Here is a 25,495-nt window from a genome sequence, read left to right as displayed (position 1 = left end):
CCGGATGCGCGCTGCCATTTTCAGACAAGGTGAGATTGTCGTTGGCGAGATGGCCGAGCCCAAGCCCGGCCCGGGCCAGGTACTGGTCAAGACGCTCGCCTGCGGCATTTGTGGTTCTGACCTGCATGCCCGCCAGCACGCCCATCGCATGGTAGAGATGGCGAAGAAGACCGGTCGCACGCCGATGGACCTGTCGCGCGACGTCGTGTTCGGTCACGAGTTCTGCTGCGAGATCGTGGACTACGGCCCTGGCACCGAACGCAAGCTGAAGCCCGGGACGCATGTCTGCTCGCTGCCCGCGCTGCTGACGCCCGAGGGCATCAAGGGGATCGGCTATTCCAACGATTTCGTCGGTGGCTATGCAGAGCAGATGCTGCTGAGTGAGGCTCTGCTGCTGGAAGTGCCGAACGGCCTCGCGCCGGAACATGCGGCGCTGACCGAGCCGCTCGCGGTCGGCGTTCACGCCGTGGCCAAGGCCAACATTCGCGGTGGTGAGGTGCCGCTCGTGATTGGCTGCGGTCCGGTCGGGCTTGCGGTGATCGCCGCGCTGAAGCTTAGGGGCTTGCACCCGATCGTCGCCGCCGACTATTCGCCGGCGCGGCGGGCGCTCGCGGCCAGGCTCGGCGCCGACATTGTCGTCGATCCCAGGGTGTCGCAGCCCTATGCGACCTGGGCCGAGCACGCGCAGATGTCAGAGGCCGAGAAGGCAGCGCGGCCGCCGTTCCAGGCCATGCTGCCGGCGCTCAAGCCCGCAATCATCTTCGAATGCGTCGGCATGCCCGGACTGTTGCAGCAGGTGTTCGAGGGCGCCCCGCGCGATGCCAGGATCGTCGTGGTTGGCGTCTGCATGGAGGGCGACAGGAGCGAGCCGATGCTCGGCATCATGAAGGAGCTCAACGTCCAGTACGTGCTCGGCTACACCCCGGACGAGTTCGCAAGTGCGCTGCGCCTGATCGCGGAAGGGCGGGTGGATGCTGCGGCGATGGTGACGGCCGAGATCGGCATCGACGGCGTCGCCAAGGCGTTCGCCGACCTCGCCAATCCCGAAGCTCACACCAAGATCATCGTGCAGCCGTGGCGATGACGGTGTCGTAGCGTGGGCAAAGGCGCAAAGCGCCGTGCCCACCATCTTTCCCGATTCAAACGCGGGTGGTGGGCACGCTCCGCATTGCCCACCCTACGAGACCCCTCAATATTTCGCCGGCACATACATCTCCGGAGGGACTGGGCCGCGGTGATAATCGGGGTTGCGCACGCGCGGCGGCAGCACCACCGGGACACGCGCGACCTCCTGATATGGGATCTGGGTCAACAGATGCGCGATGCAGTTGAGCCTGGCACGCTTCTTGTCGACGGCATCGACGATCCACCACGGTGAATCCGGCAGATGAGTGTGCTCCAGCATCGTCTCCTTGGCCTTGGTGTAGGCCTCCCAGCGGCTGCGCGCCTCGACGTCCATCGGGCTCAGCTTCCACTGCTTTAGGGGATCCTTGATGCGCATCGTGAAACGGAATTGCTGCTCGTCGTCGGTGATCGAGAACCAGTACTTGACCAGGATAATGCCGGAGCGGATCAGCATCCGCTCGAACTCCGGAACCGTCTGGAAGAATTCCTGGTACTGCTCTTCGGTGCAGAAGCCCATCACGCGCTCGACGCCGGCGCGGTTGTACCAGCTGCGATCGAACAGCACGATCTCGCCGCCGGCCGGCAGGCGCGACACGTAACGCTGGAAATACCATTGCGTGCGCTCGCGCTCGCTCGGGGCGGGAAGCGCCGCGACGCGGCAGATGCGGGGATTGAGGCGCTGGGTGATGCGCTTGATGACGCCGCCCTTGCCGGCGGAGTCGCGGCCTTCGAACAGCACCACGACCTTTTTCTTCTCAGCTTGCACCCAGTCCTGTAGCTTGACCAACTCGCCCTGGAGTCGCAGCAGTTCCCGGAAATAAAGCTTGCGATCAACGGTTGGGGTCAGCACATCGGTTTCGTCCAGCAGTTCGTCGAGCCTGGAGTCGTCGAGCTCCATCTCCAGCTCCTCGTCGAGATTGTCGGCCATCTCCTGGATGATGCGCTCGCGCTTGGTGGCTTCGGAGGTGCGGTCGGATGCAGTCATGGGTCCTTCTCTCGGCTGCAGGTGCCAGTTACCAACGACCATCGGCGGGGTTTGTTGCGTCCATGTGACAGCCGCCCCATCCTGCTGAAGCAGGTCACACCGGCAGCGCGATCGAGTATTTCACCTGGCTCAGCGCAAAGCTCGACTCGATCGAGGCGATGCCGTCGAGCCGGGTCAGCTTGGTCTTCAGGAAGGTCTCGTAGGAGGCGAGGTCGGCGGCAACGACGCGCAGCAGGTAGTCGCGGTTGCCGGTCATCAGATAGCACTCCAGCACCTCGTCCCATTTCGAGATCGCACGCGCGAAGCGGTTGAGATCCTCCTCCTTCTGCCGCGCCAGCTTGATCGAGATGAAGACGCTGACATGAAGCCCGAGCGCCTTCTGGTCCACGGTCGCGACATAGCGCGAGATTACGCCGCGATCCTCCAATAGCTTGACCCGGCGATGGCAGGGCGAGACCGACAGCCCGACTTTGTCGGCGAGCTCCTGCATGGTCATGCGGCTGTCGGCCTGGAGGTGGCTGAGGATTTTGCGGTCGATGGTGTCGAGGCCTGGCATTGGGATGAAACCTGTCCTTTTGGCAATTGATTGGGAAAGTATCCCAATTTCCTCGGGTATGGCGCGAAAAATTGAGAAGTTTGGTCCCACCGGGCGGCGTATTATCAGGTGACTCTTGTTGCCGGGAGCATTGCCATGCCCGTTGATACCACCCGCCTCGACACCCTGAACGCATTGGCCCGCAAGGCGCTGTGGCTGTCGTCCTGGACCATCCACCACGCCAATCACATCCGCTCGAATGCCGATGGTCTCAAGGTCGGCGGCCATCAGGCCTCGTCCGCCTCGCTCGCAACCATCATGTCGGCGCTGTATCTTAGCGTGTTGCGCCCCGAGGATCGCGTCGCGGTGAAGCCGCACGCAAGCCCGGTATTCCACGCCATCCAATATCTGTTCGGCCGGCAGAGCCGCGAGAAACTGGAAAACTTTCGCGGCTTCAAGGGCGCGCAATCCTATCCCTCGCGAACCAAGGACGTCGACGACGTCGATTTCTCGACCGGCTCGGTCGGTCTCGGCGTCGCGCAGACGCTGTTTGCCTCGCTGGTGCAGGATTACGTGAAGGCGCATGGCTGGATGAAGGATCGCCGCGAGGGGCGGATGATTGCTCTCGTCGGCGATGCCGAGATGGACGAAGGCAATATCTGGGAGGCGCTCGCCGAGGGCTGGAAGCACGGCCTGCGCAACACCTGGTGGGTGGTGGACTATAATCGCCAGTCGCTCGACGCCGTCGTGCGCGAAGGTCTCTGGGAAAAATTCGAGACCATGTTCCGCAATTTCGGCTGGGACGTTGTCATCGTCAAATACGGCCGGCTGATGCGCGAGGCGTTCGCCGAACCTGGCGGCGAAGCGCTGAAAACCTGGATCGACAATTGCCCGAACGCGCTCTACGCCGCCCTGTGCTTCCAGGGCGGCGCCGCCTTCCGCAAGCATCTGCACGACGAGATCGGCGACCAGGGCCCCATCACCAAGCTGATCGACAAGCGCAGCGATGACGAGCTGCTGGCGCTGATGTCGAACCTCGGTGGCCACGACATGGCGAGCATGCTGGAGGCGTTCGAATCCATCGACCACGATCGCCCGGTCTGCTTCATCGCCTACACCATCAAGGGCATCGGCCTGCCGTTCCAGGGCCACAAGGACAATCATGCCGGCCTGATGACGGTCGCGCAGATGGAGAAATACCGGGAGAGCCAGAACATCCGCCCCGGCCACGAGTGGGATAAATATGAGGGCCTCACGCAATCCGCCGCCGAGCTCGATGCGTTCCTCGCGCGCGTGCCGTTCAACCAGGACGGCCGTCGGCTGACCGCGCCTGTTATCGAGGTGCCCGCGCAGCTCGGTTTCAAGCCGTCGCCGCAGATGTCGACCCAGCAGGGCTTTGGCCTCGTGCTGAACGAGATCGCCCGCGGCGACAGCGAGCTGGCGAGGCGGATCGTCACGACCTCGCCCGACGTCACCGTCTCGACCAATCTCGGTCCGTGGGTGAACCGGCGCGGCCTGTTCGCGCGTGCCGAGAAGGCGGACTTATTCCGCAGCGAGAAAATTCCCTCCACGTATAATTGGGACGCCTCGCCCAAGGGCCAGCATCTCGAGCTAGGGATCGCCGAGATGAACCTGTTCATCATGCTCTCGGCGCTCGGCCTATCGCACCAGATCAACGGCGCGCGGCTGTTGCCCGTCGGCACGCTCTACGATCCCTTCATCGAACGCGGCCTCGATGCGCTGAATTACGCCTGCTACCAGGATGCGCGCTTTATGGTGGCCGCGACGCCATCCGGCATCACGCTCGCGCCTGAGGGCGGCGCGCACCAGTCGATTGCAACGCCCCTGATTGGCATGGCGCAGGACGGGCTCGCCTCGTTCGAGCCGGCGTTCGTCGACGAGCTCGCCGTGATCATGGGCTGGGGATTCAACCACATGCAGCGCGATCCGGGCGAGGGCGGCTCGGTTTACCTGCGGCTGTCAACGCGCAGCATAGATCAGGCCCAGCGCATCATGACGCCAGAGCTGCAGCAGGGCATCACAGACGGCGCCTATTGGCTGCGCAAGCCGGGCCCGAATGCCGAGGTCGTGATCGCCTATACCGGCGCGGTCGCGCCCGAAGCCATCGAGGCCACCGGCTTCATCGGCGAGAGCCGGCGCGATATCGGCCTGCTCGCGATCACCTCGGCCGATCGCCTGCATGCAGGCTGGACCGCCGCGCGGAAATTGCGGCGCGACCGCCGCGGCGTGCAGCATCTCAGCCACATCGAAAAGCTGCTCGCGCCGCTGCCGCGCGACTGCGGCATCGTGACCGTGATCGACGGCCATCCGTCCGCACTCGGCTGGCTCGGCAGCGTCCGCGGCCACCGCGTCGAGGCGCTCGGCGTCGAGCAGTTCGGCCAGACCGGCAGCATCGCGGACCTTTATCGGCACTACGGCATCGATGCCAACGCCATCATCGATGCGGCCGAAAGCCTCACCACCGGCGCGCCGGTGCTGCATCGGAAGATGGCGGTGTAGTCGGGGTAACCGACCGCATGGGCCCCGGCTCAGCAGCGCGCCGCTGAAGTAGCGCTGCGTCCGGGGCGCGAGAGTTCTTGGACTCGTTTTTAAATCCCGTGTCCCGGACGCGGCGCGGCATGAAATGTCGCGACGCAGAGCCGGGACCCATCGTGCGCTTGCCACGTTCCCGCCATCGGCTCATATAACCTCCGTCCGCCGCAACGCTGGCCCCGCATATGGCGGGTTCAATTGCTGGCGCTTTCGTGCAAGGATGCCTGCCGAAACGCCCCCTCCATGCCCCCAAGAAGAGGTTAACGATGGTCAATCGCATGCAATTCTACATCGACGGCGCCTGGGTCGATCCTGCCGTCAAGAAGTCCACCGCCGTGGTCAATCCGGCGACGGAAGAGGCGATGTACGAGGTTGCGCTGGGCTCCAAGGCCGACGTCGACAAGGCGGTCGCTGCCGCCAAGCGCGCTTTTGCGACCTTCTCCCAGACCAGCCGTGACGAGCGCGTCGCGCTGCTTTCGAAAGTCATCGAGGTCTACAAGGGCCGCCTCAAGGAAATCGGCGCCGCCGTCTCCGACGAGATGGGCGCTCCGCTGCCGATGGCGGAGAAGCTCCAGGCCGGCGCCGGCCTCGGCCATCTCATGACCACGCTCGACGTGCTCAAGAACTATCATTTCGAGGAGCCGGTCGGCACTGCCATGGTGCTGCGCGAGCCGATCGGCGTGGTCGGCATGATCACGCCCTGGAACTGGCCGCTAAATCAGATCGCCTGCAAGGTCGCGCCCGCGCTCGCCGCCGGCTGCACAATGATCCTGAAGCCCTCGGAGTTCACCCCGACCTCGGCGCTGATCTTCGCGGAAATCCTCCATGAAGCCGGCGTGCCGAAGGGCGTGTTCAACCTCGTCAACGGCCTTGGCCCCGAGGTCGGCGCCGCCATGAGCGAGCACCCGGACATCGACATGATCTCCTTCACCGGCTCGACCCGCGCCGGCATCGACGTCGCCAAGCGCGCGGCGCCGACCGTGAAGCGTGTCAGCCAGGAGCTCGGCGGCAAATCGCCGAACGTCATCCTCGAAGGCGCCGACCTCACGAAGGCGGTGACCGGCGGCGTGATGCACATGTTCAACAACTCCGGCCAGTCCTGCAACGCGCCCTCGCGCATGATCGTGCCGGCCTCGAAGATGAAGGAAGTCGCTGCGATCGCGAAGGCCGTCGCCGACAAGACCAAGGCCGGTGATCCCCGCGCCGAAGGCACCACCATCGGCCCCGTCGTCAACCGCGGCCAATGGGACAAGATCCAGGGCCTGATCAAGAAGGGCATCGACGAGGGCGCAACGCTCGTCGCCGGCGGCCCGGGCCTGCCCGAGGGCGTCAACAAGGGCTTCTACGTCCGTCCGACCATCTTCGCCGACGTCACGCCCGACATGACGATCGCGCGCGAAGAGATTTTCGGACCGGTGCTGACCATCATCGGCGCCAAGGACGAAGCCGACGCGGTGAAGATCGCCAACGACACGCCCTATGGACTCGCCGGCTATGTCTACGGTCCGTCGGTCGAGGACGCCAAGCGCGTCGGCCGCCAGATCCGTGCTGGCAACGTCAACCTCCAGGGCGTGCCCAACGACCGCACCGCGCCGTTCGGCGGCTACAAGCAGTCGGGCAACGGCCGCGAGTGGGGCAAGTACGGCCTCGAGGACTTCCTCGAAGTGAAGGCCGTCGCGGGCTTCAACGCGGCGTAGGTTGATTGCCTGATCAAGATGACGCCGGAGCGGGAAACCGCTCCGGCTTTTTCTTGTAGCCCGCATGGAGCGCAGCGGAATGCGGGACCGGTCCCCGGATTACGCTTCGCTCCATCCGGGCTACGGGCCGGCGCGGAGAAACTATCCTCCCACCGCACCCTGCGTGTTCACATAAAGCGCGTAGATCGACTGGCTCGCCGCCATGAACAGGCGGTTACGCTTGACGCCGCCGAAGCAGAGATTGGCGCAGCGCTCGGGCAGCGCGATGCGGCCGATCATGACGCCGTCGGGCGCGAACACCACGACGCCGTCGAGTTCGGGATCGCCCATGCCCCAGCCGCACCAGAGATTGCCGTCGATGTCGCAGCGCATGCCGTCCGGCGTGCCCGGGCCGGCATCGATGTGGACGCGCTTGTTGGAGATCGAGGTGCCGTCCGGCGAAACGTCATAGGCAAGGATCTTGCGGTTCGGTACCCCGCGCGATTCCACGACGTACAGGATCTTCTCGTCCGGCGAGAAGCACAACCCATTCGGACCGAGCACGCCCTCGGCGACGATGGTCGCCTTGCCGGTCGCGGGATCGAACCGATAGACGTTCGGCTCGATCTCCGGCTCGGCCTTGTAGCCCTCGTAGTTGCCGAGCAGGCCGAAGGTCGGATCGGTGAACCAGATCGAGCCGTCGGACTTCACCACGACGTCGTTCGGCGAGTTCAGCCGCTTGCCGCCAAACGAGTCCATCAGCACGGTGATGCTGCCGTCATATTCGGTGCGCACCACGCGCCGACCGCCATGCTCGCAGGTGACGAGCCGGCCCTGCCGGTCGCGCGTGTTGCCGTTGGCGAAATTCGAGGGCTTGCGGAACACCGAGACCGCGCCGGTCTCTTCCTCCCACTTGATGATGCGCTGGTTCGGAATGTCGCTGCAGAGCAGATAGCGTCCGTCGCCGAACCACACGGGGCCTTCGGCCCAACGCAGGCCGGTCGCGAGTCGCTCCACCGCCGACAGTTTCAACCAGTATTTTTCGAAGCGGGGATCGAGCGCTTTTATCGCGGGATCGGGGTAATAGGTCGCCGGCCGCCAGCCTTGCCGCTCCTGGGTGTGGGACGATGCCTCATTCATGTCGGTTCTCTCGTTTCGTTCCCTCTGGACAATGCTGCTATCATTAGAGACACGTGACCGCAAATTGGTCACCAACGGCGAGGGACAACATGCCGCGTATCTTGATGACGGGAGCCTCGGGCGGGATCGGAACGCGCCTGCGCAAACTGCTGCCGCCGATCTATCCCGACCTGCTGCTCAGCGACATTCGCCCGCCCAAGGACCTCGGGCCGAACGAGCAATTCAAGGCGGCGGACCTCTCCGACCTCGCGCAGTGCGAGGCGATCTGCGAGGGTGTCGACGGCATCCTGCATTTCGGCGGCTATTCGGTCGAGGGGCCATGGGACGACATCCTCCAGGCCAACATCATCGGCGGCTACAATCTGTTCGAGGCCGCCTACCGCAAAGGCGTCAAGCGCGTGGTGTTCGCCTCGTCCAATCACGTGGTCGGCTTCTACCCGCGCCACCACAAGATCGGCACCGACGTCACCGTGCGCCCCGACGGACGCTATGGCGTCAGCAAGGTGTTCGGCGAGGCGGTTGGCGGGCTCTATGCCGACAAGCATGGGCTGAAGGTCACCTGCATCCGCATCGGAAATTGCGACGAGAAGCCGCTCGACCATCGCCGCATCTCGATATGGCTGAAGCCGGAAGACCTGGTGCAGCTCTGCCAGATCGGCCTCGAACATCCTGACATCCATTTCGAGGTGTTCTACGGCGCGTCCCTGAACGAGCGCGCCTGGTGGGACAACCATCGCGCCTACGAATTCGGTTATCGTCCCACCGGCCGCTCCGAGGATCATGTGGCTCACGCGATGGCCGAGCAGGCCAAGCTGAAGCCGGACGCAATCGCCGACCACTACCAGGGCGGCTCCTTCGCCAGCATGGAGTTCGACGGCGATGCGAGCCGGATCGTCGATTGGAACAAGCGGTAGGGCTCGCCACTCACCACGCGTCATTGCGAGCGCAGCGAAGCAATCCAGAATCCCTCCGCGGACGGCAGTCTGGATTGCTTCGCCGCAAGGGCTCCTCGCAATGACGCGTTGAGGGAGAATTTCTCACATGCGAGCAGACGCCTTGCGGCGCCCCCATTGATCCAAGTCAACATCCCCGGACACCCACGGCTCTCGATCTGTGCGATCGCAACTCGAGAGCCACGACAATGAAAATCAAATTGTCAGTCGTCGTAATGCTCGCGACGATCGTGTCAGGACCATCGCGCGCCGCATTGCTCAGCGATGCCGAAGCGACATTCCTCGACCAGCTCGTCACCGCATCCGTGGTGCTGGAACAGCGATGTGACGGCTACGAGGTCGATGGCAGCGGCGGCGTTCGGCTCGGCGCCCGGCTGCTCGGCAGTCCCGAGGCCGCGATGGCGATGATCGACGCCTATGCCGCCGCCATCAACGCCCGCGACGGCGAGAGCTACGACCCCAGAAAATTCCGTCCCGAGGTGTCGGATGCGGCCAGCAGGACGTTCAGGCGCGTCCGGACGGAGTTGATCAGGAACCCGAAGAGAGCGTGCGCCGACTATGGCGATGCCAGCGTGGATCGGGGCCTGCTGAGGCGGTACTGAGCGGGTGTTGGCTCCCCATGGCGAGTCGGTCTGCGCGCCAACTCAAGCCACTATCGCGGCGGTGAGAGTTGGACTCGCAGCCGCTCCCCGAACGTCATTGCGAGCGCAGCGAAGCAATCCAGAATCCCTCCGCGGAAGCAGCGTGGATTGCTTCGTCGCAAGGGCTCCTCGCAAGGACGTGTTGGGGGAGGCGCTGCTGCCAGCGTGCATGTCACTCGCGGACGCAAATGAACGACGCTAGCCGTCGCGCCCAATCCTTCCCAGATAATCCCTCTTGCTGAACTGCATGTGGTCCACGCACAGCTGCGCCAGCGCCCAGCTGTCGCGGCCCCGCAGGAGCTCGATCATCATCTCATGCTGGCGCCGCGATTGCGCCAGGCCTTCGCGGTCGGCGAGGTTCTTGGCGCGCATCGGCAGGGTCAGGTTCATGTAGTCCTGCAGTGAGCGGACCAGATAGGGATTGCCGCAGGCCGAGAACAGCGCGAGGTGGAAGGCGTCGTTGGCTTCGTGGATGCCGCGCAGATCCTGCATGTCGGCCTTGGCGCAATAACGACGTTGCAGTGCGGAGAGCTCCTCGATCAGGGCTGGCGGCGCGGGCAGGGGGATCATCAGCGCGGCCTGGCGGGTCAGCATCTCCCTGACCTCGTAGATCTGCCGGACCTCATCGGTCGAGTAGTACCGCACGGTGGCGCCGACGTTCTTCTCGCGGCGGACGATGCCGCGTCGCTCCGCGTTCACCAGCGCCTGGCGCACGAAGTGGCGCGAGGTGCCGTAGCGCGACATCAGCGCGTCTTCGGTCAGGCGCGCGCCCGGGGCGAGGCGGCCGAAGATGATGTCCTCCTCCAGCCGCGCGACCACATCGTCCGGGTCGTCGCGTCGGACCGACATGCTCTCTGCGGTATGAATGTCGGACATGCCCTTAGCCTCCGGCTGCAGCCGGTCTGCCCTGTGGAGCAGGGAAGGGGCAGATTGTCAATAATCTGTGTCCCGGGCACTGCCTGGAGCCTTAAAGTGCGACAATATGGACTAGTCTTATTGACAATCGGGGCTCAGGCTGTACCACAATGGCAACTTCAGGAGTGGCATGATGACGAGTGGGTTGCGCAAGGGTCTGACGAGCTATGGCGATGCCGGCTTCTCGCTGTTCCTGCGCAAGGCGTTCATCAAGGCCATGGGATATTCCGACGACGCGCTGGAGCGCCCGATCGTCGGCATCACCAACACCTATAGCGATTACAATCCCTGCCACGGCAACGTCCCGCAGATCATCGAGGCTGCCAAACGCGGCGTGATGCTGTCGGGCGCGATGCCGTTCGTGTTTCCGACCATCTCGATCGCCGAGAGCTTCGCGCATCCGACCTCGATGTATCTGCGCAATCTGATGGCGATGGACACCGAGGAGATGATCCGCGCCCAGCCCATGGACTCGGTGATCGTGATTGGCGGCTGCGACAAGACGCTGCCGGCGCAGGTGATGGCCGCCATCAGCGCCGACCTGCCGACCGTGGTCATTCCGGTCGGCCCCATGGTGGTCGGCCATCACAAGGGCGAAGTGCTCGGTGCCTGCACCGACTGCCGCCGCCTCTGGGCCAAATATCGCGCCGGCGAGATGGACGATTCCGAGATCGAGGCCGTGAACGGGCGTCTGGCGCCGTCGGTCGGCACCTGCATGGTGATGGGCACGGCCTCGACCATGGCCTGCATGATCGAAGCCATGGGTCTGTCGCTGCCGATGAGCGCCACGATTCCCGCGCCGCATGCCGAGCGTTTCCGTCTGGCGGAGGCCAGCGGCAAGGTGGCGGCCGAGATGGCGAAGGCCAAGGGGCCGAAGCCGAGCGAAGTGCTGACGCCCGCGTCTTTCAAGAATGCGCAGGTCGTGCTCCAGGCGATCGGCGGCTCGACCAACGGCCTGATCCACCTGACCGCGATGGCGCATCGCTCGCCGCATCGGCTCGATCTCGAAGCGTTCGACCAGATCGGCCGCGAGGTGCCGGTGCTGGTCGATCTCAAGCCGTCCGGTGAGCACTATATGGAGCACTTCCATCATGCCGGCGGCGTGCCGAAGCTGCTGGCGCAGCTCGGTGATCTCGTCGATCTCGATGCCAGGACCATCTCGGGCCAGACGCTGCGCGATGTCGTCGCCAATGCGGAGGACGTGCCGGGTCAGGACGCGATCCGCTCGCGCGACAATCCGATCAAGAAGGAAGGCGGCCTTGCCGTCCTGCACGGCAATCTCGCGCCGCGCGGTGCGGTCATCAAGCAGTCGGCGGCGAGCCCGAAGCTGTTGAAGCACACCGGCCGCGCGGTGGTGTTCGAATCCGTCGAGGACATGACCCTGCGGGTCGACGATCCCGATCTCGATGTCAGCGCTGACGACGTGCTGGTGCTGCGCAATGCCGGTCCCAAGGGTGCGCCGGGCATGCCGGAAGCCGGCTATCTGCCGATCCCGAAAAAGCTTGCGCGTGGCGGCACCAAGGACATGGTGCGCATTTCCGATGCGCGCATGAGCGGCACCGCGTTCGGCACCATCGTGCTGCACATCACCCCGGAATCCGCAGTCGGCGGGCCGCTGGCGCTGGTGAAGAACGGCGACATGATCAGCCTCGATGTTGCCAAGCGCAGCATCGAGCTCTTGGTCGATGCGGCTGAGCTGGAGCGTCGCCGCGCCGCGCTGAAGCCGACGGCCGCGCCCGAGGAAGCCCGGCGCGGCTATGCCTGGCTATTCAACGAGACCATCATGCAGGCCGACGAAGGCTGCGATTTCGATTTCATGCAGAGGACTGGGAAGACCGAGACGAGCTGACCGAAGTACGAACGCCCAGACCGCACAAGCGGCGGGCGATGAACAGGGGGAAACGATGATTGCACGATCCATACGTGGGTTGACGGCCGCGGCCGTCATGCTTGTCGTCACCGGAGCCGGGGCACAGGAGGTGAAGCATTATCGCTTCGCCTACGACCAGCCGCGCAACACCGGTTATTCCATCGCGGGTGACCTGTTTGCCGAGAAGCTCAAGGAATTGAGCAAGGGCACCATGATCATCGACCAGTACCCCGGTGCCCAGCTCGGGCAGGAGCCGCAGGTGCTCCAGCTGGTGAAGGCCGGCGACGTCGAATTCTCGATCATCTCCTCCGCCAACACCGCGACGATCTCGCCGCAGGCCGGCGTGATGTCGCTGCACTATCTCTTCCGCGACGAGAAGCATGTGGTCAAGGGATTGGCCGATCCCCGCGTGTTCGAAGCGCTCAAGACCATGATCGACGAGACCACGCAGGGCCTTCACGTGATCGCGACCGGCTCGCAGGGCGTGCGCCACATGTACTCCAAGAAGGAGATCCACAATGTCGGCGACATCAAGGGCGCCAAGATCCGCGTGCAAGCGACCGCGACCGAGGACACCATGTTCCCGGCCTATGGCGCCCAGACCGTGCACATGCCGTTCGGCAGCGTCTACACCAGCCTGCAGACCGGCGTGGTCGACGTCGCCGAGAACAGCATCAACGTCTATCTCGTCAACAAGCACTACGAAGTCGCGCCGGTCCTCAATATTACCGAGCACGAGGCCAACAACGCGCTGGTGTTCATCTCCGACAAGCTCTGGCAGAGCCTCTCGGCCGAGCAGAAGGGCTGGGTGCAGACCGCGGCCAACGAGATCAGCACCAAGGAGCCGGCGAAGGCGTTCGAGCTCGAGCGCACGGCCGCCGAGAAGCTGAAGAAGATGGGCGTCAAGATCGTCGACAACGTCGACAAGAAGAGCTTTGCGGCGGTCGCCGATCCCTATCTCGACAAGCTCGCCAAGGAGCTCGGCCCGCACGCCGAGAAGATCAAGGATCTGATCCGGTCGATCAATTAGGGACCAGCGGTGCGCTCCCTCTCCCGCTTGCGGGAGAGGGTGTCTCCGCAAATGGGATGCCCCAAGAGGAAAGAGCCCTCACCCGCGCCTTCGGCGCGACCTCTCCCGCAAGCGGGAGAGGTGCAGCTAACTTGCAGCCGGGACGACAACAATGGCCATCGCCGACAAACTGCTCGTTCAGCGCCAGCGCCACCTGAAATGGCGTGCGCTCGACTGGCTCGAGCTTGCGTTGATGATCCTCTGCGGTGTGCTGTGCTTCGGCTTCTCGCTGTCGGTCACCGCCGACATCGTCACCCGCACCATCGGCCATCCCTGGCTATGGCTGCAGGAGGTGACCTCGACGCTGTTCATCTACGCGATCTTCGTCGGCACGGCGGCCGCGACGCGGCGCAACGACCACCTCTATCTCACCGCGATCTCGGAGGCGCTGCATGGCCCCTCGCGGCTGATTGTCGAGGTGATCATCCGCCTTGTCGTGCTCGGCGTCGCCTTCTGCCTGATCTGGTATGGCTATCAGAATTATCTGCGCGGCTTCGGCAGCTTCCGCCTGCCGTCGGGTACACCGATCGCTTCGCTCTATGCGATCATTCCATTGTCGGGCGTGCTGATCGGCCTGTTCACCGTCGAGCAGCTCATCAACGGCCTGCGCAACGGGTTTGACCATCCCGAGCCGCCCGAGGACGACGCAACGCCCGTTGTCACCGACCCACAGATAAGGATGCAGCCGTGAGCGCACCCATTGTCCTGGCGCTGATGACGGTCTGCTTCCTGTCGTTCGGCTATCTCGGCGTGCCCGTGCCGTTCTCGCTGATGGCCGGCGTCTTCATCGGCGCGCTGCTGTCGGACGTTTCGCTCGCCGCCATCATCCAGAAGATCTTTGACGGCGTCGATTCCGAAGCGCTTCTGGCGATCCCGTTCTTCCTGCTGGTCGGCGAGCTCATGAGCTCGGCCAATGTCGTGGTCCGAATAGCCAATCTCTCGGTCTCACTGGTTGGTCATATCAGGGGCGGGCTGTCGCAGGTCGTGGTGGTCTTCAGCATGTTCTTTTCGGAGATGTCGGGCTCGACCACCGCCGACGTCGCCGTGATGAGCCGGGCTCTCGGCGGCCCGATGAAGCGCGAGGGCTACGAGCCCGCCTTCATCGCCGCCATCATCGCCTCCGCCTCGACGATCGCCGCGCTGGTGCCGCCGAGTATCACGGCGGTGGTGTACGGCGCGGTCGGTAACGTCTCGATCGCCGGCCTGTTCATGGCGGGCGTCGTGCCGGGCCTGATGATCGGTTTCGGCCTGATGATCTATTGCTATTTCTTCGGCCCCTCCGGCTTGCGCAAACCGCGCGCGCCGCTGCGGCAGGTGGTGTTCGCTGCCGGGGATGCCGCCCTGCCGTTGATGATCCCCGTGATCTTGCTCGGGGGCATCCTGACCGGCTGGTTCACGCCGACGGAAGCCGGCGTCGTCGCCGTCGTCTGGATCGTGCTGGTCGTGATCCCCGCGCTCAACCGCGGGCACTTTAGGAAAATTCCCTACGATTTCTGCCTCGCCGGCCTGATCTTCTCGCTGCCGTTGATCACGATCGGCGCGGCCAACGCCTTCGGCTGGATGCTGGCTTATCTGCGTGGTGCGACCTACATCGCCGAATGGATCACCTCGATCGCCGGCAACGATCCGCATTTGATCATGCTGTTGATGGTGCTGCTCTTCACCATCGTCGGCGATTTCATCGAGCCGGTGCCGACCATCATCATCTTCATGCCGCTGGTCAACACGTTGACCGAAGCCGGCGACATCAACGCGGTGCATATGGGCGTGGTGCTGATCGCCACGCTCGCCTTCGGCCTGATCACGCCGCCTTATGGGCTGGTGTTGCTGATGGCCTCGAAATTCGTCGGCGTCAGCTTTGCCAAGGCGCTGCGCGCAGCGTTGCCGATATATGTCGTGTTCCTCGGTACCATCGCGTTCGCGATCTATTTCCCCAGCGTGGTGCTGTGGCTGCCGCGGCACGTGCTCCCGGAATCGGTCGGCTGCTTCAAGTCGCCGGCGGGGACGGGCTATATCTGTCCGCAGTAGCGACCTGCTCGATCCGCCACCGCCCGGCCTCGTGCAAATAACGGAACGGCGTGCCGTGGCTGTTCTTAAAATAGCTGCCGCACAGCGCATTCGCCATGCCCTGCATCACCGCGTCGTGGCAGACGAACAGGAGATCGTCGTCAGGATGACGCTCGAGCCAGGTCGAGACGCAACGCAGCGAACGTTCGGCCATGGCGTCCCACCTCTCGCCGTCGGTCGGAAGGATCGACACGAGGCCCGTCGCCGATGTGACGCCATGCTTGATCATGAGGTCGCGGACGGGAAGGCCCTCGAAGCTGCCGAAATCGAACTCGACGATGCCGTCGTCGATATCGAGCGGCACTGAGATCGCGTCCGCGATGATCTCGGCGGTTCGCGCCGCGCGGGCGAGGGGGCTCGCCACAATGCGGCTGATTCCGGCGCCGCGCAGCATGTCCACGGCGTCGTGCGCCTGCCGCAGGCCGTCCTCGTTCAGCGGATTGTCGGTGCGGCCCTGGAACAGCCCCTTGCGATTCCAGTCGGTGGCGCCGTGGCGGAGGCCGTAGAAGCTGCGCGCGGGTGTCACTTCGATTTGCTCGTGAATTTCTTCACGGCAGCGCGGAATTCCTCCGTGTGCATCGCCATGATGATCTTGTGTTCCTCGGCATCGAGCTGCTGCTTCACCGGCGTGGTGGCGGCCTGGTAGACCAGCTGCTTGGTGCCTGATATCGCCGCCGGTGGGTTCTGCGCCAGACGCTCGGCGAGTTGCCGCGTCGCCGCCTTCAGCTCGGCGGCGGGAACGGTCTTGGCAACCAGGCCCCATTCATAAGCCTGCTGCGCGGTAAAATTGTCCTCGGCAAGAAAAATCTGTAGCGCGCGGCGCGAGCCGACCGTGCCGACGATGCCGACCGTCGAGCCGCCGTCCGGCGACACCCCGATCTTGGCATAGGCCGGTGTGAATTTTGCGTCGTCCGCGGCGATGCAGAGATCGGTGACGAAGGCGAGGCCCATGCCGGCGCCGGCCGCCGAGCCGTGCACGCTCGACAGCGAGATCTTCGGCATGCGCCTGATGATCTCGATGAAGGCGTGATAGTGCTTCAGGAGCTCGCCGACGACCGGCGTGACGGTGCCGGCCTCGGCGGCGGCACCAATCGTCTGCAGATCGCCGCCGGCCGAGAAGGCGCGGCCTTCGCCTTCGAGCACCAGGACCTTGATGGCGTCGTCGCCTTCGATATAGGCGGCGAGCTGCTCGAGCTTCTGCGCAATCGCAAGGTTGATGGAATTGAACGCGGCGGGACGGTTCAGCGTGATGGTCGCGATCGGGCCGTCGACCTTGAGCAGGGCGGGATCGTCGGGTTTTGAGGCGTGAGCTGGCATCTGAGAGAATCCCCGGCAGGAGGTCATTGCTGCAACTAAATCGCAGAAGGCGAGAGGTGACAATCCCCGGGCCGCCAGTGCCCCGGCAGCCCTTGCGCTGGGCGGACCGATAGGCTCAAATGGGCCTGCCTTTGCCAAGGAACGGACACGAGCGCCGGCTCCTCGTAAGGCCAGCAAATCAAAATCAGCGAAAGAGGAGACGACATGGGTCACGCTCGTGTCTCCGGAAGTAGGCTGCTCCAATGACCGAGGGTCCGGTGATCATCGTCGGTGCCGGCCATGGTGGCTACCAGGCCGCGGCATCGCTGCGCCAGGCGGGCTTTTCGCAGCGCATCTGCCTGATCAATGACGAGGCGCATCTGCCCTATCAGCGGCCGCCGCTGTCCAAGGCCTACATCAAGGGCTCCGCCGGGCCCGAGAGCCTGATGTTCCGTCCCGCAAAATTCTATGAGGACCAGAAGATCGAGCTGATCGCCGGCCGCGCGGTCTCGATCGACCGATCGGCGCGCAAGGTGCTGCTCGCCTCGGGAGAGACGCTTTCCTACGGTCACCTCGTGCTGGCGACGGGCGCGCGCAACCGGCTGCTCGATCTGCCCAATGCCAATTTGCCCGACGTGAAATATCTGCGCATCCTCGACGAGAGCGAGGCGCTGCGTGCGATCATGCCGACGAAGAGGCGCGCCGTGATTATCGGTGCCGGCTTCATCGGCCTCGAGTTCGCCGCGACCGCGCGGATCAAGGGCCTCGAGGTCGACGTGCTGGAGCTCGCTCCGCGCGTGATGGCACGCGCGGTGACGGCCGAGGTCTCCGAGTATTTCCAGGAACGTCATCGCGAAGCCGGCGTCCGCGTTCACCTTGGCGTGCAGGCCACCTCGATCGAAGCCGAGAACGGCAAGGTCACCGGCGTCTCCTTGAGCGACGGACGGCACCTGCCGGCCGACCTCGTCGTGGTCGGCGTTGGCGTGCTGCCGAACATCGAGCTCGCGGCGGAGGCGGGCTTGCCGGTCGCCGCCGGCATCATCGTCGACGAATATCTTGCGACCGCCGACCCCGACATCTCCGCGATCGGCGATTGCGCGCTGTTCGCGAGCCCGCGCTTCGGTGGATCACTGCGGCTGGAATCGGTGCAGAATGCCACGGACCACGCCCGCTGCCTCGCCGCGCGGCTCACCGGCGACAAGAAGCCGTATGACGGCCATCCCTGGTTCTGGAGCGACCAGGGCGATGACAAGCTGCAGATCGCGGGGCTGACCACCGGCTACGATCGCGTCGTGCTGCGCGGCGACCCTGCCAAGAAGGCGTTTTCCGCGTTCTGCTACAAGGGCGACAAGCTGCTCGGCATCGAGTCCATCAACCGCGCCGGTGATCACATGTTCGGCCGCCGCCTGCAGGCCATGGACCGCTCGATCACGCCGGAGCAGGCCGCGGACGAGAGCTTTGACCTGAAGAGCGCGCTGGCTTGATCAGCCGGCGCCAAGCACCGCTGCCACCTCCGCAGTCGTCGGCATCGAGGGCCCGGCGCCCATGCGCTGCACGCTGATTGACGCCGCCGCGTTGGCGAAGGTGAGGGCGGCGCGCAACGGCACAGCGTCAGCCAGTTGCGCGGCGAGTGCGCCGACAAAGCAGTCGCCGGCGCCGGTGGTGTCGACCGCCTTCACGACGCGCCCGGGGACCGCAATCTCCTCGCGCCCCGCAAGCGCGAGCACGCCGCGCTTGCCGAGCGTGATGCAGATGGTCTGGTCCCCGCGCGCCTGAAGTTGTCGCGCGACATCGATGATGCGCGCCGCCGGATCATCTTCTGACAGTTCCACGCCCGCGAGGAAGCCGAGCTCGGTTTCGTTCAGCACGAGGACGTCGACCAGCGCAAGCAGGTCGCTCGACATCTTTTGCGCCGGCGCCGGGTTGAGCACGGTGACAGCGCCAGCCCCGCGCGCGCGCCGGAAGAACGCGGCGATGGTCGGCAGCGGAATCTCGAACTGGCTGACCGCGACGTCACCCTTCAGCATCGGTACGATGCTGACGTCATCCGCGCTGACCAGCCCGTTCGCGCCGGGAATGACGACGATGGTGTTGTCGGTCTCCGCCACCGTGATGATGGCCGTGCCGGTGTGCGCCTCGGCCGTCTCCACGACATAGCCGAGATCGATGCCCTGGTCGCCGAGAAAGGCCTTCAGCTCGGCCCCGAACGAATCCTTGCCCAGCCGCCCGATCAGCGTCGTCCCCGTGCCAAGCCGTGACGCCGCCACCGCCTGGTTCGCACCCTTGCCGCCCGGAAAATACAGCACCTGCCGGCCCGCGACGGTCTCGCCGACCTTCGGGTGGCGATCGGCCGTCGCCACCACATCCATGTTGATGCTGCCGGCGACGAAGACGCGCCCCATCTCGATCTAGACCCTGACCTCGAACTCGTGCCGGACCTTGGCGATATCGACCAGCGTCGGCAATCCCGCCTCGTTGCCGAGACGCTGGATCTTGTAGGTCGAGGCGGCCCGGGCAAAATCAAAATGCTCGCGCCAGCTTTTTCCGGGATGGGCGAGGTAGGAATAGACATAGGCGCCGTGGAAGACGTCGCCGGCACCGTTGGTATCGATCACGCGCTCGCGCGGAATCGGCATCGCTGGCATCACCTGCACCGTGCCGGTTTCGTCGTACCAGAGCAGGCCCTTCTCGCCCATGGTGATGCCGCCGATCTTGCAGCCGCGGCTCTTGAGATAATCGAGCATCTTCTCGGGCGTCAGGTCCATCTGTTCGCACAGGCGCTCGGCGACGATGGCGACGTCGATGAATTCCAAGAGCTCATGGGTGTTGGTGCGCAGGCCGCCGCCGTCGAGCGAAGTCAGGATGCCGGCCTCGCGGCAGACTTTGGCGTAGTGGAGCGCGGCGTCCGGCTGGTGGCCGTCGACGTGCAGCGCGCGGCAGCCGCCGAGATTGAGCATCGGGAAAGGGTGGATGTGCTCGTCGTCGCGGCAGCGGACGATGGCGCGCTTGCCGTCCTTCGGCATGATGAAGGAGAGCGAGGACTGGTTGACCTTCCGCCCGTGCAGCGAGATCGCGTATTTCGCGCACATGTCCTGGAACATGCGTCCCAGCCAGTCATTGGCCGCGGTGGCGATGAGATCCGGAACGATGCCGAGCTTGGCGCAGCAGAACGCCGCCGTCACCGCATTGCCGCCGAAGGAGACGGCGTAGTCCGAGGCCACATGCTTCTCGTCGCCGGTCGGCATGTGGTCGGTGATGAAGACGACGTCGATATAGGTCTGTCCGATGAAGAGAGCCTGCATTGCTTGTCCGTGATGCGCTTGTGGTCCCGGCCGGCTGGATTACTCTAGCACCGGTTCCGCTCCGGAGGGACGCTGAAATTATTCGCAAAACTGCCGCCCGGAGCGCTTGAGGTCAGCAGGGTGCCGGAATACGACCATGTCGGGCCAATGCCAAGCCCGGACAAATGCCGTTTTTCGGTCGGGGGGTTCCAAGTCGATCAAATGGGTGCAAGATGATCACCGGCCTCGATCATGTCGTCGTTCTCGTGAGCGATATTGGCGCGGCGAAGGCGGCCTACCAGACGCTGCTCGCGCGCGCGCCGGCCTGGCAGAACTCGGGTGAGGGCGCTGACCGGGTGCTGTTCACCCTTGCGAACATGACGGTCGAATTGATGGCGCCCAGCGGCTTCAGCGTGACTGCGGATCGCATGCGCGCGCTGCTCGACGACCAGGAAGGCGTGCTTGCCAGCCTGTGCTTTCGTGTCGCAGACATCGGCCGGATGCACCGGCGGCTGGAACGGGTGGCCTTGAGCCCCGATCCGGTCGCGGAGGTCGAAAGCAGCGACGCTGAATCGGGGAACGTCCTGCATTGGAAGCGTACACGCGCCGCCACGGAACTCACCCGCGGCGTGCGCATGTTCTTCCTTGAGCTCGCCGACGAGCGGCCGCTCTCCCCCGCGACCGACATCGCGCCGATCGACGCGCTCGACCACGTCGTGGTCACCACCGAGGATTCCGAACGTGCCGCCGCGCTCTACGGCGCGCGGCTCGGCCTCGATCTGGCGCTCGACCGCTCGCACCAGGATTGGGGCCAGCTGATGTTCTTCCGCTGCGGCGACCTCATCGTCGAGGTGGTGCGCCGGCCCGTCGCCGGCAGCGACCTCGCGCATGACCGTCTCTGGGGCCTGAGCTGGCGCGTCGCAGACATCGACGCCACCCGTGCCCGCCTGATCGCTGCCGGCCTCGACGTCTCCGAGGTGCGCAACGGCCGCAAGCCGGGCACGCGGATCATGACGGTGCGGAACGGCACTTGCGGGATTCAGACGGTGCTGCTGGAGCGCTCGCCGAAGCCCGTCGAGTGAGGGACCTCACTCTCGTGTCCCGGACGCGCTGCAACGCTCTTGGCGTTGCTGCGCAGAGCCGGGACCCATCTCTCCACGAATCCGCCGCAACATGGGCCCCGGCTCTGCAGCGCACCGCTGAAGAAGCGCTGCGCTGCGTCCGGGGCATGAGATCGTTCTCAAACGCTCGCCCGCGTGTTACAGCTGACGAGAGACCACCCAGCGAGCACCCGGTTTGGCGAAGGCAAAGCGAACTCTGAAATGGCAGCGTGACCCGGAGGGGATGCGGCTGCGCATTCTCGAAGCCGCCAAGCAGGAGTTTTCCGCCCACGGCCTCGCCGGCGCCCGGGTCGACCGCATCGCGGCCAAGGCCGGCGCCAACAAGCGCATGCTGTACTACCACGTCGGCAACAAGGACGAGCTCTATCTCGCCGTGCTCGAAGGCGCCTATGACAAGATCCGCAGCGAGGAGCGTGGGCTCGATCTCGAGCATCTCGATCCGCCCGAAGCGATCAGGCGCCTGATCGAGTTCACCTGGAATTACTTCCTGCGCAATCCCGAATTCCTGTCGCTGCTCCAGACCGAGAACCTCGCGCGCGCCAAGCATCTGAAGAAGTCGACCAAGGTCAAGTCGATGCACTCGCCCTTCGTCGAGATGATCCGCACCGTGGTGCGGCGCGGCGTGGAGTCTGGCGATTTCCAGGTCGCGGTCGATCCGGTGCAGCTCTACATCTCCATCGCCGGGCTTTGCTTCTTCTATCTCTCCAATTCGGCAACGCTCAGCGTGATCTTCGGCCGCGACCTCCTGGACAAGAAGGCCAAGGACGAGCGGCTGGCCCACATGGTGGGCCTCGTGCTGGCAGCGCTGACGGGGCGGTCGGTCGCGCTGTTCGAGGTCGCGAAGGCCCCGAAGCCGAGGGCGGCGGTGGCGCAGACGGTGTAGCGGGGCGCGTCTGCGTGTTGGCGGGCACATCTTCCGTCTATTTCCGCAATCTCCGCCGTCATTGCCCGCGCAGGCGGGCAATCCAGTATTCCAGAGACGGTTGAGATTGAACCGAGAAGCCGCGGCGTACTGGATTCCCCGCCTGCGCGGGGAATGACACCGAGGATGCACTCTAGTGCCCCGGACGCAGCGCAGCGCGTCTTCGCGGTGCGCTACAGAGCCGGGGCCCATGCCTCGACGGAGCACGGAGCTTCTGGGTCCCGGCTCTGCGCGGCAGCGTTTCACGCTGCAGCGCGTCCGGGACACGGAGGCGAGAGTCCCGTTTGCCACCCGCGGAACCCGCCGCAAAACGTCACAGGGAAAACTCTGGACAGTATTTATCCAACGGGTTAATTTCTCCTCACAACGAAGAAAATGCCGGGAGTGAAAATTGGCCGAGCTCAAGCAGCAAGGTGCAGTGTCCAGGATGCTGAACGCGGCCTGGGTTCGGCCGTTTTTGTTCCTCGTCTTCATCGTCGTTGCCTGGGATCTTTCGATCCGGCTGTTCAGGATTCCCGCCTATCAGATCCCGGCGCCTCTCGATGTCGTCGCCGTGCTGCGGACGGAATGGCCGGAACTGCTGCGCCAGTCATGGCCGACCACCTATGCGACCGTCTGCGGCTTCCTGCTGTCGGCGTTGTTCGGTATTCCGGTCGCCATGTTGATCGCGGGCTCGAAGACGGTGGAGAGCTATGTCTATCCGCTGCTGGTGTTCTCGCAATCCGTGCCGAAGATCGCGATCGCGCCGCTGTTCGTGGTGTGGTTCGGCTTCGGCATCATTCCCAAGGTAATCTCGGCGTTCCTGCTCGGATTCTTCCCGGTGGTCGTCTCCGCCGTGCAGGGTTTCAAGTCGGTCGATCCTGACATGGTCGATCTCGCCCGCGCCATGCAGGGCAGCCGTTTCCAGGTGTTTTGCGCGGTGAACCTGCCGCACGCGCTGCCGGCGATCTTCTCAGGGCTGAAAGTGTCGGTGACGCTCGCCGTGGTCGGCGCCGTCGTCGGCGAGTTCGTCGGCTCCAATTCCGGCATCGGCTACGTGATGCAGCGCTCGATCGGCACCTTCGACCTGCCGACGATGTTCGCGGCGCTCGTGATCCTCGCGCTGCTCGGCGTGATTCTATTCTGGGTCGTGGACCGGATCGAGAAGCTGGTCATTCCCTGGCATGTCAGCCAGCGGGAGGACGTGATTTTCGCATCATAATTTCAGCAACGGCCACTAACGGCCGAAACATAACGGCAAGGGAGAGTGACGATGAAGCGGTGGATTGGGGCTGCATCAGTGGCGCTGATGGCGTTTGCAGTTGCGCCCGCGCGGGCAGCTGACAAGGTCGTGCTGATGCTGAACTGGTACGTCTATGGCGAGCACGCGCCGTTCTATTACGGCAAGGCCAAGGGCATCTACGCGGCGGAGGGTATCGACCTCGAGATCCAGGAAGGCCGCGGCTCGGCCGCGACCACACAGGCCGTTGCCGCCAAGACTGCCGATTTCGGCTATGTCGACGTCCCCACCATGATGCGCGCCGCCATCAAGGGCGCGCCCGTGGTTGCGACCGGCGTGCTGCTGCAGACCTCGCCGATGTCCGCGATGGGCTTTGTCGACAAGAACATCAAGAAGCCGGAGGACATCAAGGGCAAGACCGTGGCGATCACACCGGCGGATTCCATGACCCAGATCTGGCCGCTGTTCCTGAAGAAGACCGGCCTGAAGGAAAGCGACTTCAAGACGGTTGCCGGCGACGGCCAGACCAAGCTCAACGCCGTCATCAACGGCCAGGCTGATCTTCTCCTCGGCTACGTCATGGACCAGTCGATGAAGATCAAGGACGCCACCGGCAAGGACGTCTACCCGATCAAGTTCGCCGACTACGGCATCAACATGGTCTCGTCGGGCATCATCGCCAACACCGATTATGTGAAGGCCAATGCCGACCTCGTCCGCCGCTTCATGTCGGCGACCACGAAGGCCGTCGAAGCCGCCGAGAAGGAGCCGAAGGCGGCCGCGCAATCGATCCTCGATGCCAACCCCAAGGGCGGCAAGATCGACACGCTGACGCAAGGCTTTGAGCTGACCATCCCGCTGTACCGGACCGCCGAGACCACGAGCAAGCGGCCGTTCCAGGTCACCGACCAGAACATGACTGAGACGGTCAATCTGCTGGTCGAATATGGCGGGCTCGATGCCAAGGCCAAGGAGAACCCGAAGGCGTTCTACAGCAACGACTATCTGCCGAAGAGTGGCTCGTGAGCGATCAATCTCCGCTGTCGTCCCTGCGAACGCAGGGATCCATAACCACCGGCTTCGATGGTTGCGGAAGGTCTCTCTCCGCGTGCCCAACCGCGCGGACACGGCGTATGGGTCCCTGCGTTTGCAGGGACGACGGGTGGAGAGGGCTGTGACGAACCCTGCAACAAAGCCAGTCGATCTGCAGCCGGGCGCACATCTGCGCCTGGTGTCGGACCGCGCCGGTAACGATGCGTCCGGCATCAAGCTATCGGGCGTATCGAAGACCTACCGGACGCGCGACGGCGATGTGCCGTCGCTGCGGCCGCTCGACTTCCACATCAATGACGGCGAGTTCTTCGTCGTGGTCGGCCCCTCCGGCTGCGGCAAGTCTACGCTGCTCAAGCTGATCTCCGGCCTGCTGCCGCCGACCACGGGCGAGATCCTGGTCGAGGGCGAGAAGGTGACGACGCCGCACGGCAATGTCGGCATCGTGTTCCAGAACGCCTTGCTGCTGCCCTGGCGCAACATCCTCGCCAACGTGATGTTGCCGATCGACATGAAGCGGCTGCCGCGGCAGGAATATCTCGATCGCGCCAAGTCACTGTTGAAGCTGGTCGGGCTCGAAGGCTTCGAGAAGAAACTGCCCTGGCAGCTCTCCGGCGGCATGCAGCAGCGCGCTTCGATCTGCCGCGCGCTGGTGCACGATCCCAGGATAATGCTGATGGACGAGCCGTTCGGTGCGCTCGATGCGCTGACGCGCGAGCGCATGAACGTCGAGCTGATGCGAATTCAGCGCGAGACGAAGAAGACCGTGCTGCTGATCACGCATTCGATTCCGGAAGCCGTGTTCCTCGCCGACCGCGTACTGGTCATGACCGAGCGGCCCGGTGCGGTCGCCGCGATCTACGACGTCCCGCTGCCGCGGCCGCGCTCGCTCGACGTCATGGCTGATCCGGTGTTCACCGAGCTCGTGCAGCGCATCCGCAAGCATTTCTTCTCGCAAGGGGCGTTGGATTAGAATCGTGCGATTGCTCTTGGGCGCAACCACAAGGACGGTGCGCTCCCTCCCCCGCCTGCGGGGGAGGGCTGGGGAGAGGGTGTCTCCGCAATGGGACACCCCCC

Annotated in this window: 23 protein-coding genes; 15 read left to right on the top strand and 8 right to left on the bottom strand. The window is 64.5% G+C overall.

Going from position 1 to position 25,495, the window contains the following annotated elements; genetic code table 11:
- Nucleotides 1-4 precede the first annotated feature (4 nt).
- Nucleotides 5-1,084, top strand: a complete 1,080-nt coding sequence (locus tag SE92_RS14010; RefSeq protein ID WP_063196317.1) for a zinc-binding dehydrogenase — start codon at nt 5-7, stop codon at nt 1,082-1,084.
- A gap of 105 nt (nt 1,085-1,189) precedes the next feature.
- On the opposite strand, the gene ppk2 is transcribed toward SE92_RS14010, so the two are convergent.
- Entirely contained in the window at nt 1,190-2,110 is a 921-nt protein-coding gene (gene ppk2, locus SE92_RS14005) for a polyphosphate kinase 2 (RefSeq protein ID WP_063196316.1), read from the bottom strand.
- A gap of 94 nt (nt 2,111-2,204) precedes the next feature.
- A complete protein-coding gene (locus tag SE92_RS14000; RefSeq protein ID WP_063196315.1) occupies nt 2,205-2,666 on the bottom strand; it encodes an Lrp/AsnC family transcriptional regulator in 462 nt (153 codons plus the stop codon).
- A 135-nt stretch (nt 2,667-2,801) separates the two neighbouring features.
- Between SE92_RS14000 and SE92_RS13995 the strand changes: the two genes are divergently transcribed.
- Entirely contained in the window at nt 2,802-5,165 is a 2,364-nt protein-coding gene (locus SE92_RS13995) for a thiamine pyrophosphate-binding protein (protein WP_063196314.1), read from the top strand.
- Nucleotides 5,166-5,464: 299 nt separating this feature from the next.
- Nucleotides 5,465-6,895, top strand: a complete 1,431-nt coding sequence (locus SE92_RS13990) for an aldehyde dehydrogenase family protein (RefSeq protein ID WP_063196313.1) — start codon at nt 5,465-5,467, stop codon at nt 6,893-6,895.
- Between the two features lie 141 nt (nt 6,896-7,036).
- On the opposite strand, the gene SE92_RS13985 is transcribed toward SE92_RS13990, so the two are convergent.
- Nucleotides 7,037-8,014, bottom strand: a complete 978-nt coding sequence (locus SE92_RS13985) for an SMP-30/gluconolactonase/LRE family protein (RefSeq protein WP_063196312.1) — start codon at nt 8,012-8,014, stop codon at nt 7,037-7,039.
- An 89-nt stretch (nt 8,015-8,103) separates the two neighbouring features.
- Between SE92_RS13985 and SE92_RS13980 the strand changes: the two genes are divergently transcribed.
- Together SE92_RS13980 and SE92_RS13975 are read left to right on the top strand one after the other, a co-directional pair.
- Complete coding sequence (locus tag SE92_RS13980) at nt 8,104-8,928, top strand: NAD-dependent epimerase/dehydratase family protein (RefSeq protein WP_063196311.1); 825 nt, start codon at nt 8,104-8,106, stop codon at nt 8,926-8,928.
- A 227-nt stretch (nt 8,929-9,155) separates the two neighbouring features.
- Complete coding sequence (locus tag SE92_RS13975; RefSeq protein WP_063196310.1) at nt 9,156-9,569, top strand: hypothetical protein; 414 nt, start codon at nt 9,156-9,158, stop codon at nt 9,567-9,569.
- A 237-nt stretch (nt 9,570-9,806) separates the two neighbouring features.
- Here SE92_RS13975 and SE92_RS13970 read toward each other — a convergent pair whose 3' ends face one another.
- Entirely contained in the window at nt 9,807-10,484 is a 678-nt protein-coding gene (locus tag SE92_RS13970) for a GntR family transcriptional regulator (protein WP_063196309.1), read from the bottom strand.
- A 172-nt stretch (nt 10,485-10,656) separates the two neighbouring features.
- On the opposite strand from SE92_RS13970, the gene SE92_RS13965 reads away from it, so the two are divergent.
- The 4 genes from SE92_RS13965 (at nt 10,657) to SE92_RS13950 (ending at nt 15,490) form a co-directional block, all read left to right on the top strand.
- Entirely contained in the window at nt 10,657-12,372 is a 1,716-nt protein-coding gene (locus SE92_RS13965) for an IlvD/Edd family dehydratase (protein ID WP_063203508.1), read from the top strand.
- Between the two features lie 55 nt (nt 12,373-12,427).
- Nucleotides 12,428-13,423, top strand: coding sequence for a TRAP transporter substrate-binding protein (locus SE92_RS13960; RefSeq protein ID WP_063196308.1), 996 nt, complete (start codon nt 12,428-12,430; stop codon nt 13,421-13,423).
- Nucleotides 13,424-13,574: 151 nt separating this feature from the next.
- On the top strand, nt 13,575-14,153 hold the full coding sequence (locus SE92_RS13955; protein ID WP_063196307.1) for a TRAP transporter small permease: 579 nt from the start codon (nt 13,575-13,577) through the stop codon (nt 14,151-14,153).
- Nucleotides 14,150-15,490, top strand: a complete 1,341-nt coding sequence (locus SE92_RS13950) for a TRAP transporter large permease (RefSeq protein WP_063196306.1) — start codon at nt 14,150-14,152, stop codon at nt 15,488-15,490. Before SE92_RS13955 ends, SE92_RS13950 begins: the two co-directional genes overlap by 4 nt.
- Here the strand turns inward: SE92_RS13950 and SE92_RS13945 are convergent.
- Nucleotides 15,450-16,055: a histidine phosphatase family protein gene (locus SE92_RS13945; RefSeq protein ID WP_063196305.1), complete on the bottom strand. Its 606-nt coding sequence runs from the start codon at nt 16,053-16,055 to the stop codon at nt 15,450-15,452. The two genes, SE92_RS13950 and SE92_RS13945, sit on opposite strands and share 41 nt — an antisense overlap.
- Nucleotides 16,052-16,846, bottom strand: coding sequence for an enoyl-CoA hydratase/isomerase family protein (locus SE92_RS13940; RefSeq protein WP_063196304.1), 795 nt, complete (start codon nt 16,844-16,846; stop codon nt 16,052-16,054). Before SE92_RS13940 ends, SE92_RS13945 begins: the two co-directional genes overlap by 4 nt.
- A 242-nt stretch (nt 16,847-17,088) precedes the next feature.
- Here SE92_RS13940 and SE92_RS13935 point away from each other — a divergent pair, with 242 nt between their 5' ends.
- Nucleotides 17,089-18,309 carry an NAD(P)/FAD-dependent oxidoreductase gene (locus SE92_RS13935; protein ID WP_063196303.1) on the top strand — a complete coding sequence of 407 codons (1,221 nt, stop codon included), beginning with the start codon at nt 17,089-17,091 and terminating at the stop codon, nt 18,307-18,309.
- Here SE92_RS13935 and SE92_RS13930 read toward each other — a convergent pair whose 3' ends face one another.
- Nucleotides 18,310-19,227, bottom strand: a complete 918-nt coding sequence (locus SE92_RS13930; RefSeq protein WP_063196302.1) for a ribokinase — start codon at nt 19,225-19,227, stop codon at nt 18,310-18,312. It abuts the gene before it with no gap.
- A 6-nt stretch (nt 19,228-19,233) separates the two neighbouring features.
- Complete coding sequence (locus tag SE92_RS13925; RefSeq protein WP_063196301.1) at nt 19,234-20,127, bottom strand: sugar kinase; 894 nt, start codon at nt 20,125-20,127, stop codon at nt 19,234-19,236.
- Between the two features lie 212 nt (nt 20,128-20,339).
- Here SE92_RS13925 and SE92_RS13920 point away from each other — a divergent pair, with 212 nt between their 5' ends.
- The 5 genes from SE92_RS13920 to SE92_RS13900 all read left to right on the top strand — a co-directional run bounded on the left by SE92_RS13920 (nt 20,340) and on the right by SE92_RS13900 (nt 25,391).
- Nucleotides 20,340-21,188, top strand: a complete 849-nt coding sequence (locus SE92_RS13920) for a VOC family protein (RefSeq protein ID WP_063196300.1) — start codon at nt 20,340-20,342, stop codon at nt 21,186-21,188.
- A 214-nt stretch (nt 21,189-21,402) separates the two neighbouring features.
- Complete coding sequence (locus SE92_RS13915) at nt 21,403-22,110, top strand: TetR/AcrR family transcriptional regulator (protein WP_198172635.1); 708 nt, start codon at nt 21,403-21,405, stop codon at nt 22,108-22,110.
- 430 nt (nt 22,111-22,540) lie between these two features.
- Complete coding sequence (locus SE92_RS13910; RefSeq protein ID WP_063196298.1) at nt 22,541-23,350, top strand: ABC transporter permease; 810 nt, start codon at nt 22,541-22,543, stop codon at nt 23,348-23,350.
- A gap of 51 nt (nt 23,351-23,401) precedes the next feature.
- Nucleotides 23,402-24,394 carry an ABC transporter substrate-binding protein gene (locus tag SE92_RS13905; protein WP_063196297.1) on the top strand — a complete coding sequence of 331 codons (993 nt, stop codon included), beginning with the start codon at nt 23,402-23,404 and terminating at the stop codon, nt 24,392-24,394.
- Nucleotides 24,395-24,542: 148 nt separating this feature from the next.
- On the top strand, nt 24,543-25,391 hold the full coding sequence (locus SE92_RS13900; RefSeq protein ID WP_063196296.1) for an ABC transporter ATP-binding protein: 849 nt from the start codon (nt 24,543-24,545) through the stop codon (nt 25,389-25,391).
- Nucleotides 25,392-25,495: the final 104 nt, after the last annotated feature.

It is taken from the genome of Bradyrhizobium sp. AT1 (assembly GCF_001590795.1).
In the GTDB taxonomy this organism is placed as follows: domain Bacteria; phylum Pseudomonadota; class Alphaproteobacteria; order Rhizobiales; family Xanthobacteraceae; genus Bradyrhizobium.
This window is presented reverse-complemented; position numbering and strand designations above follow the sequence as displayed.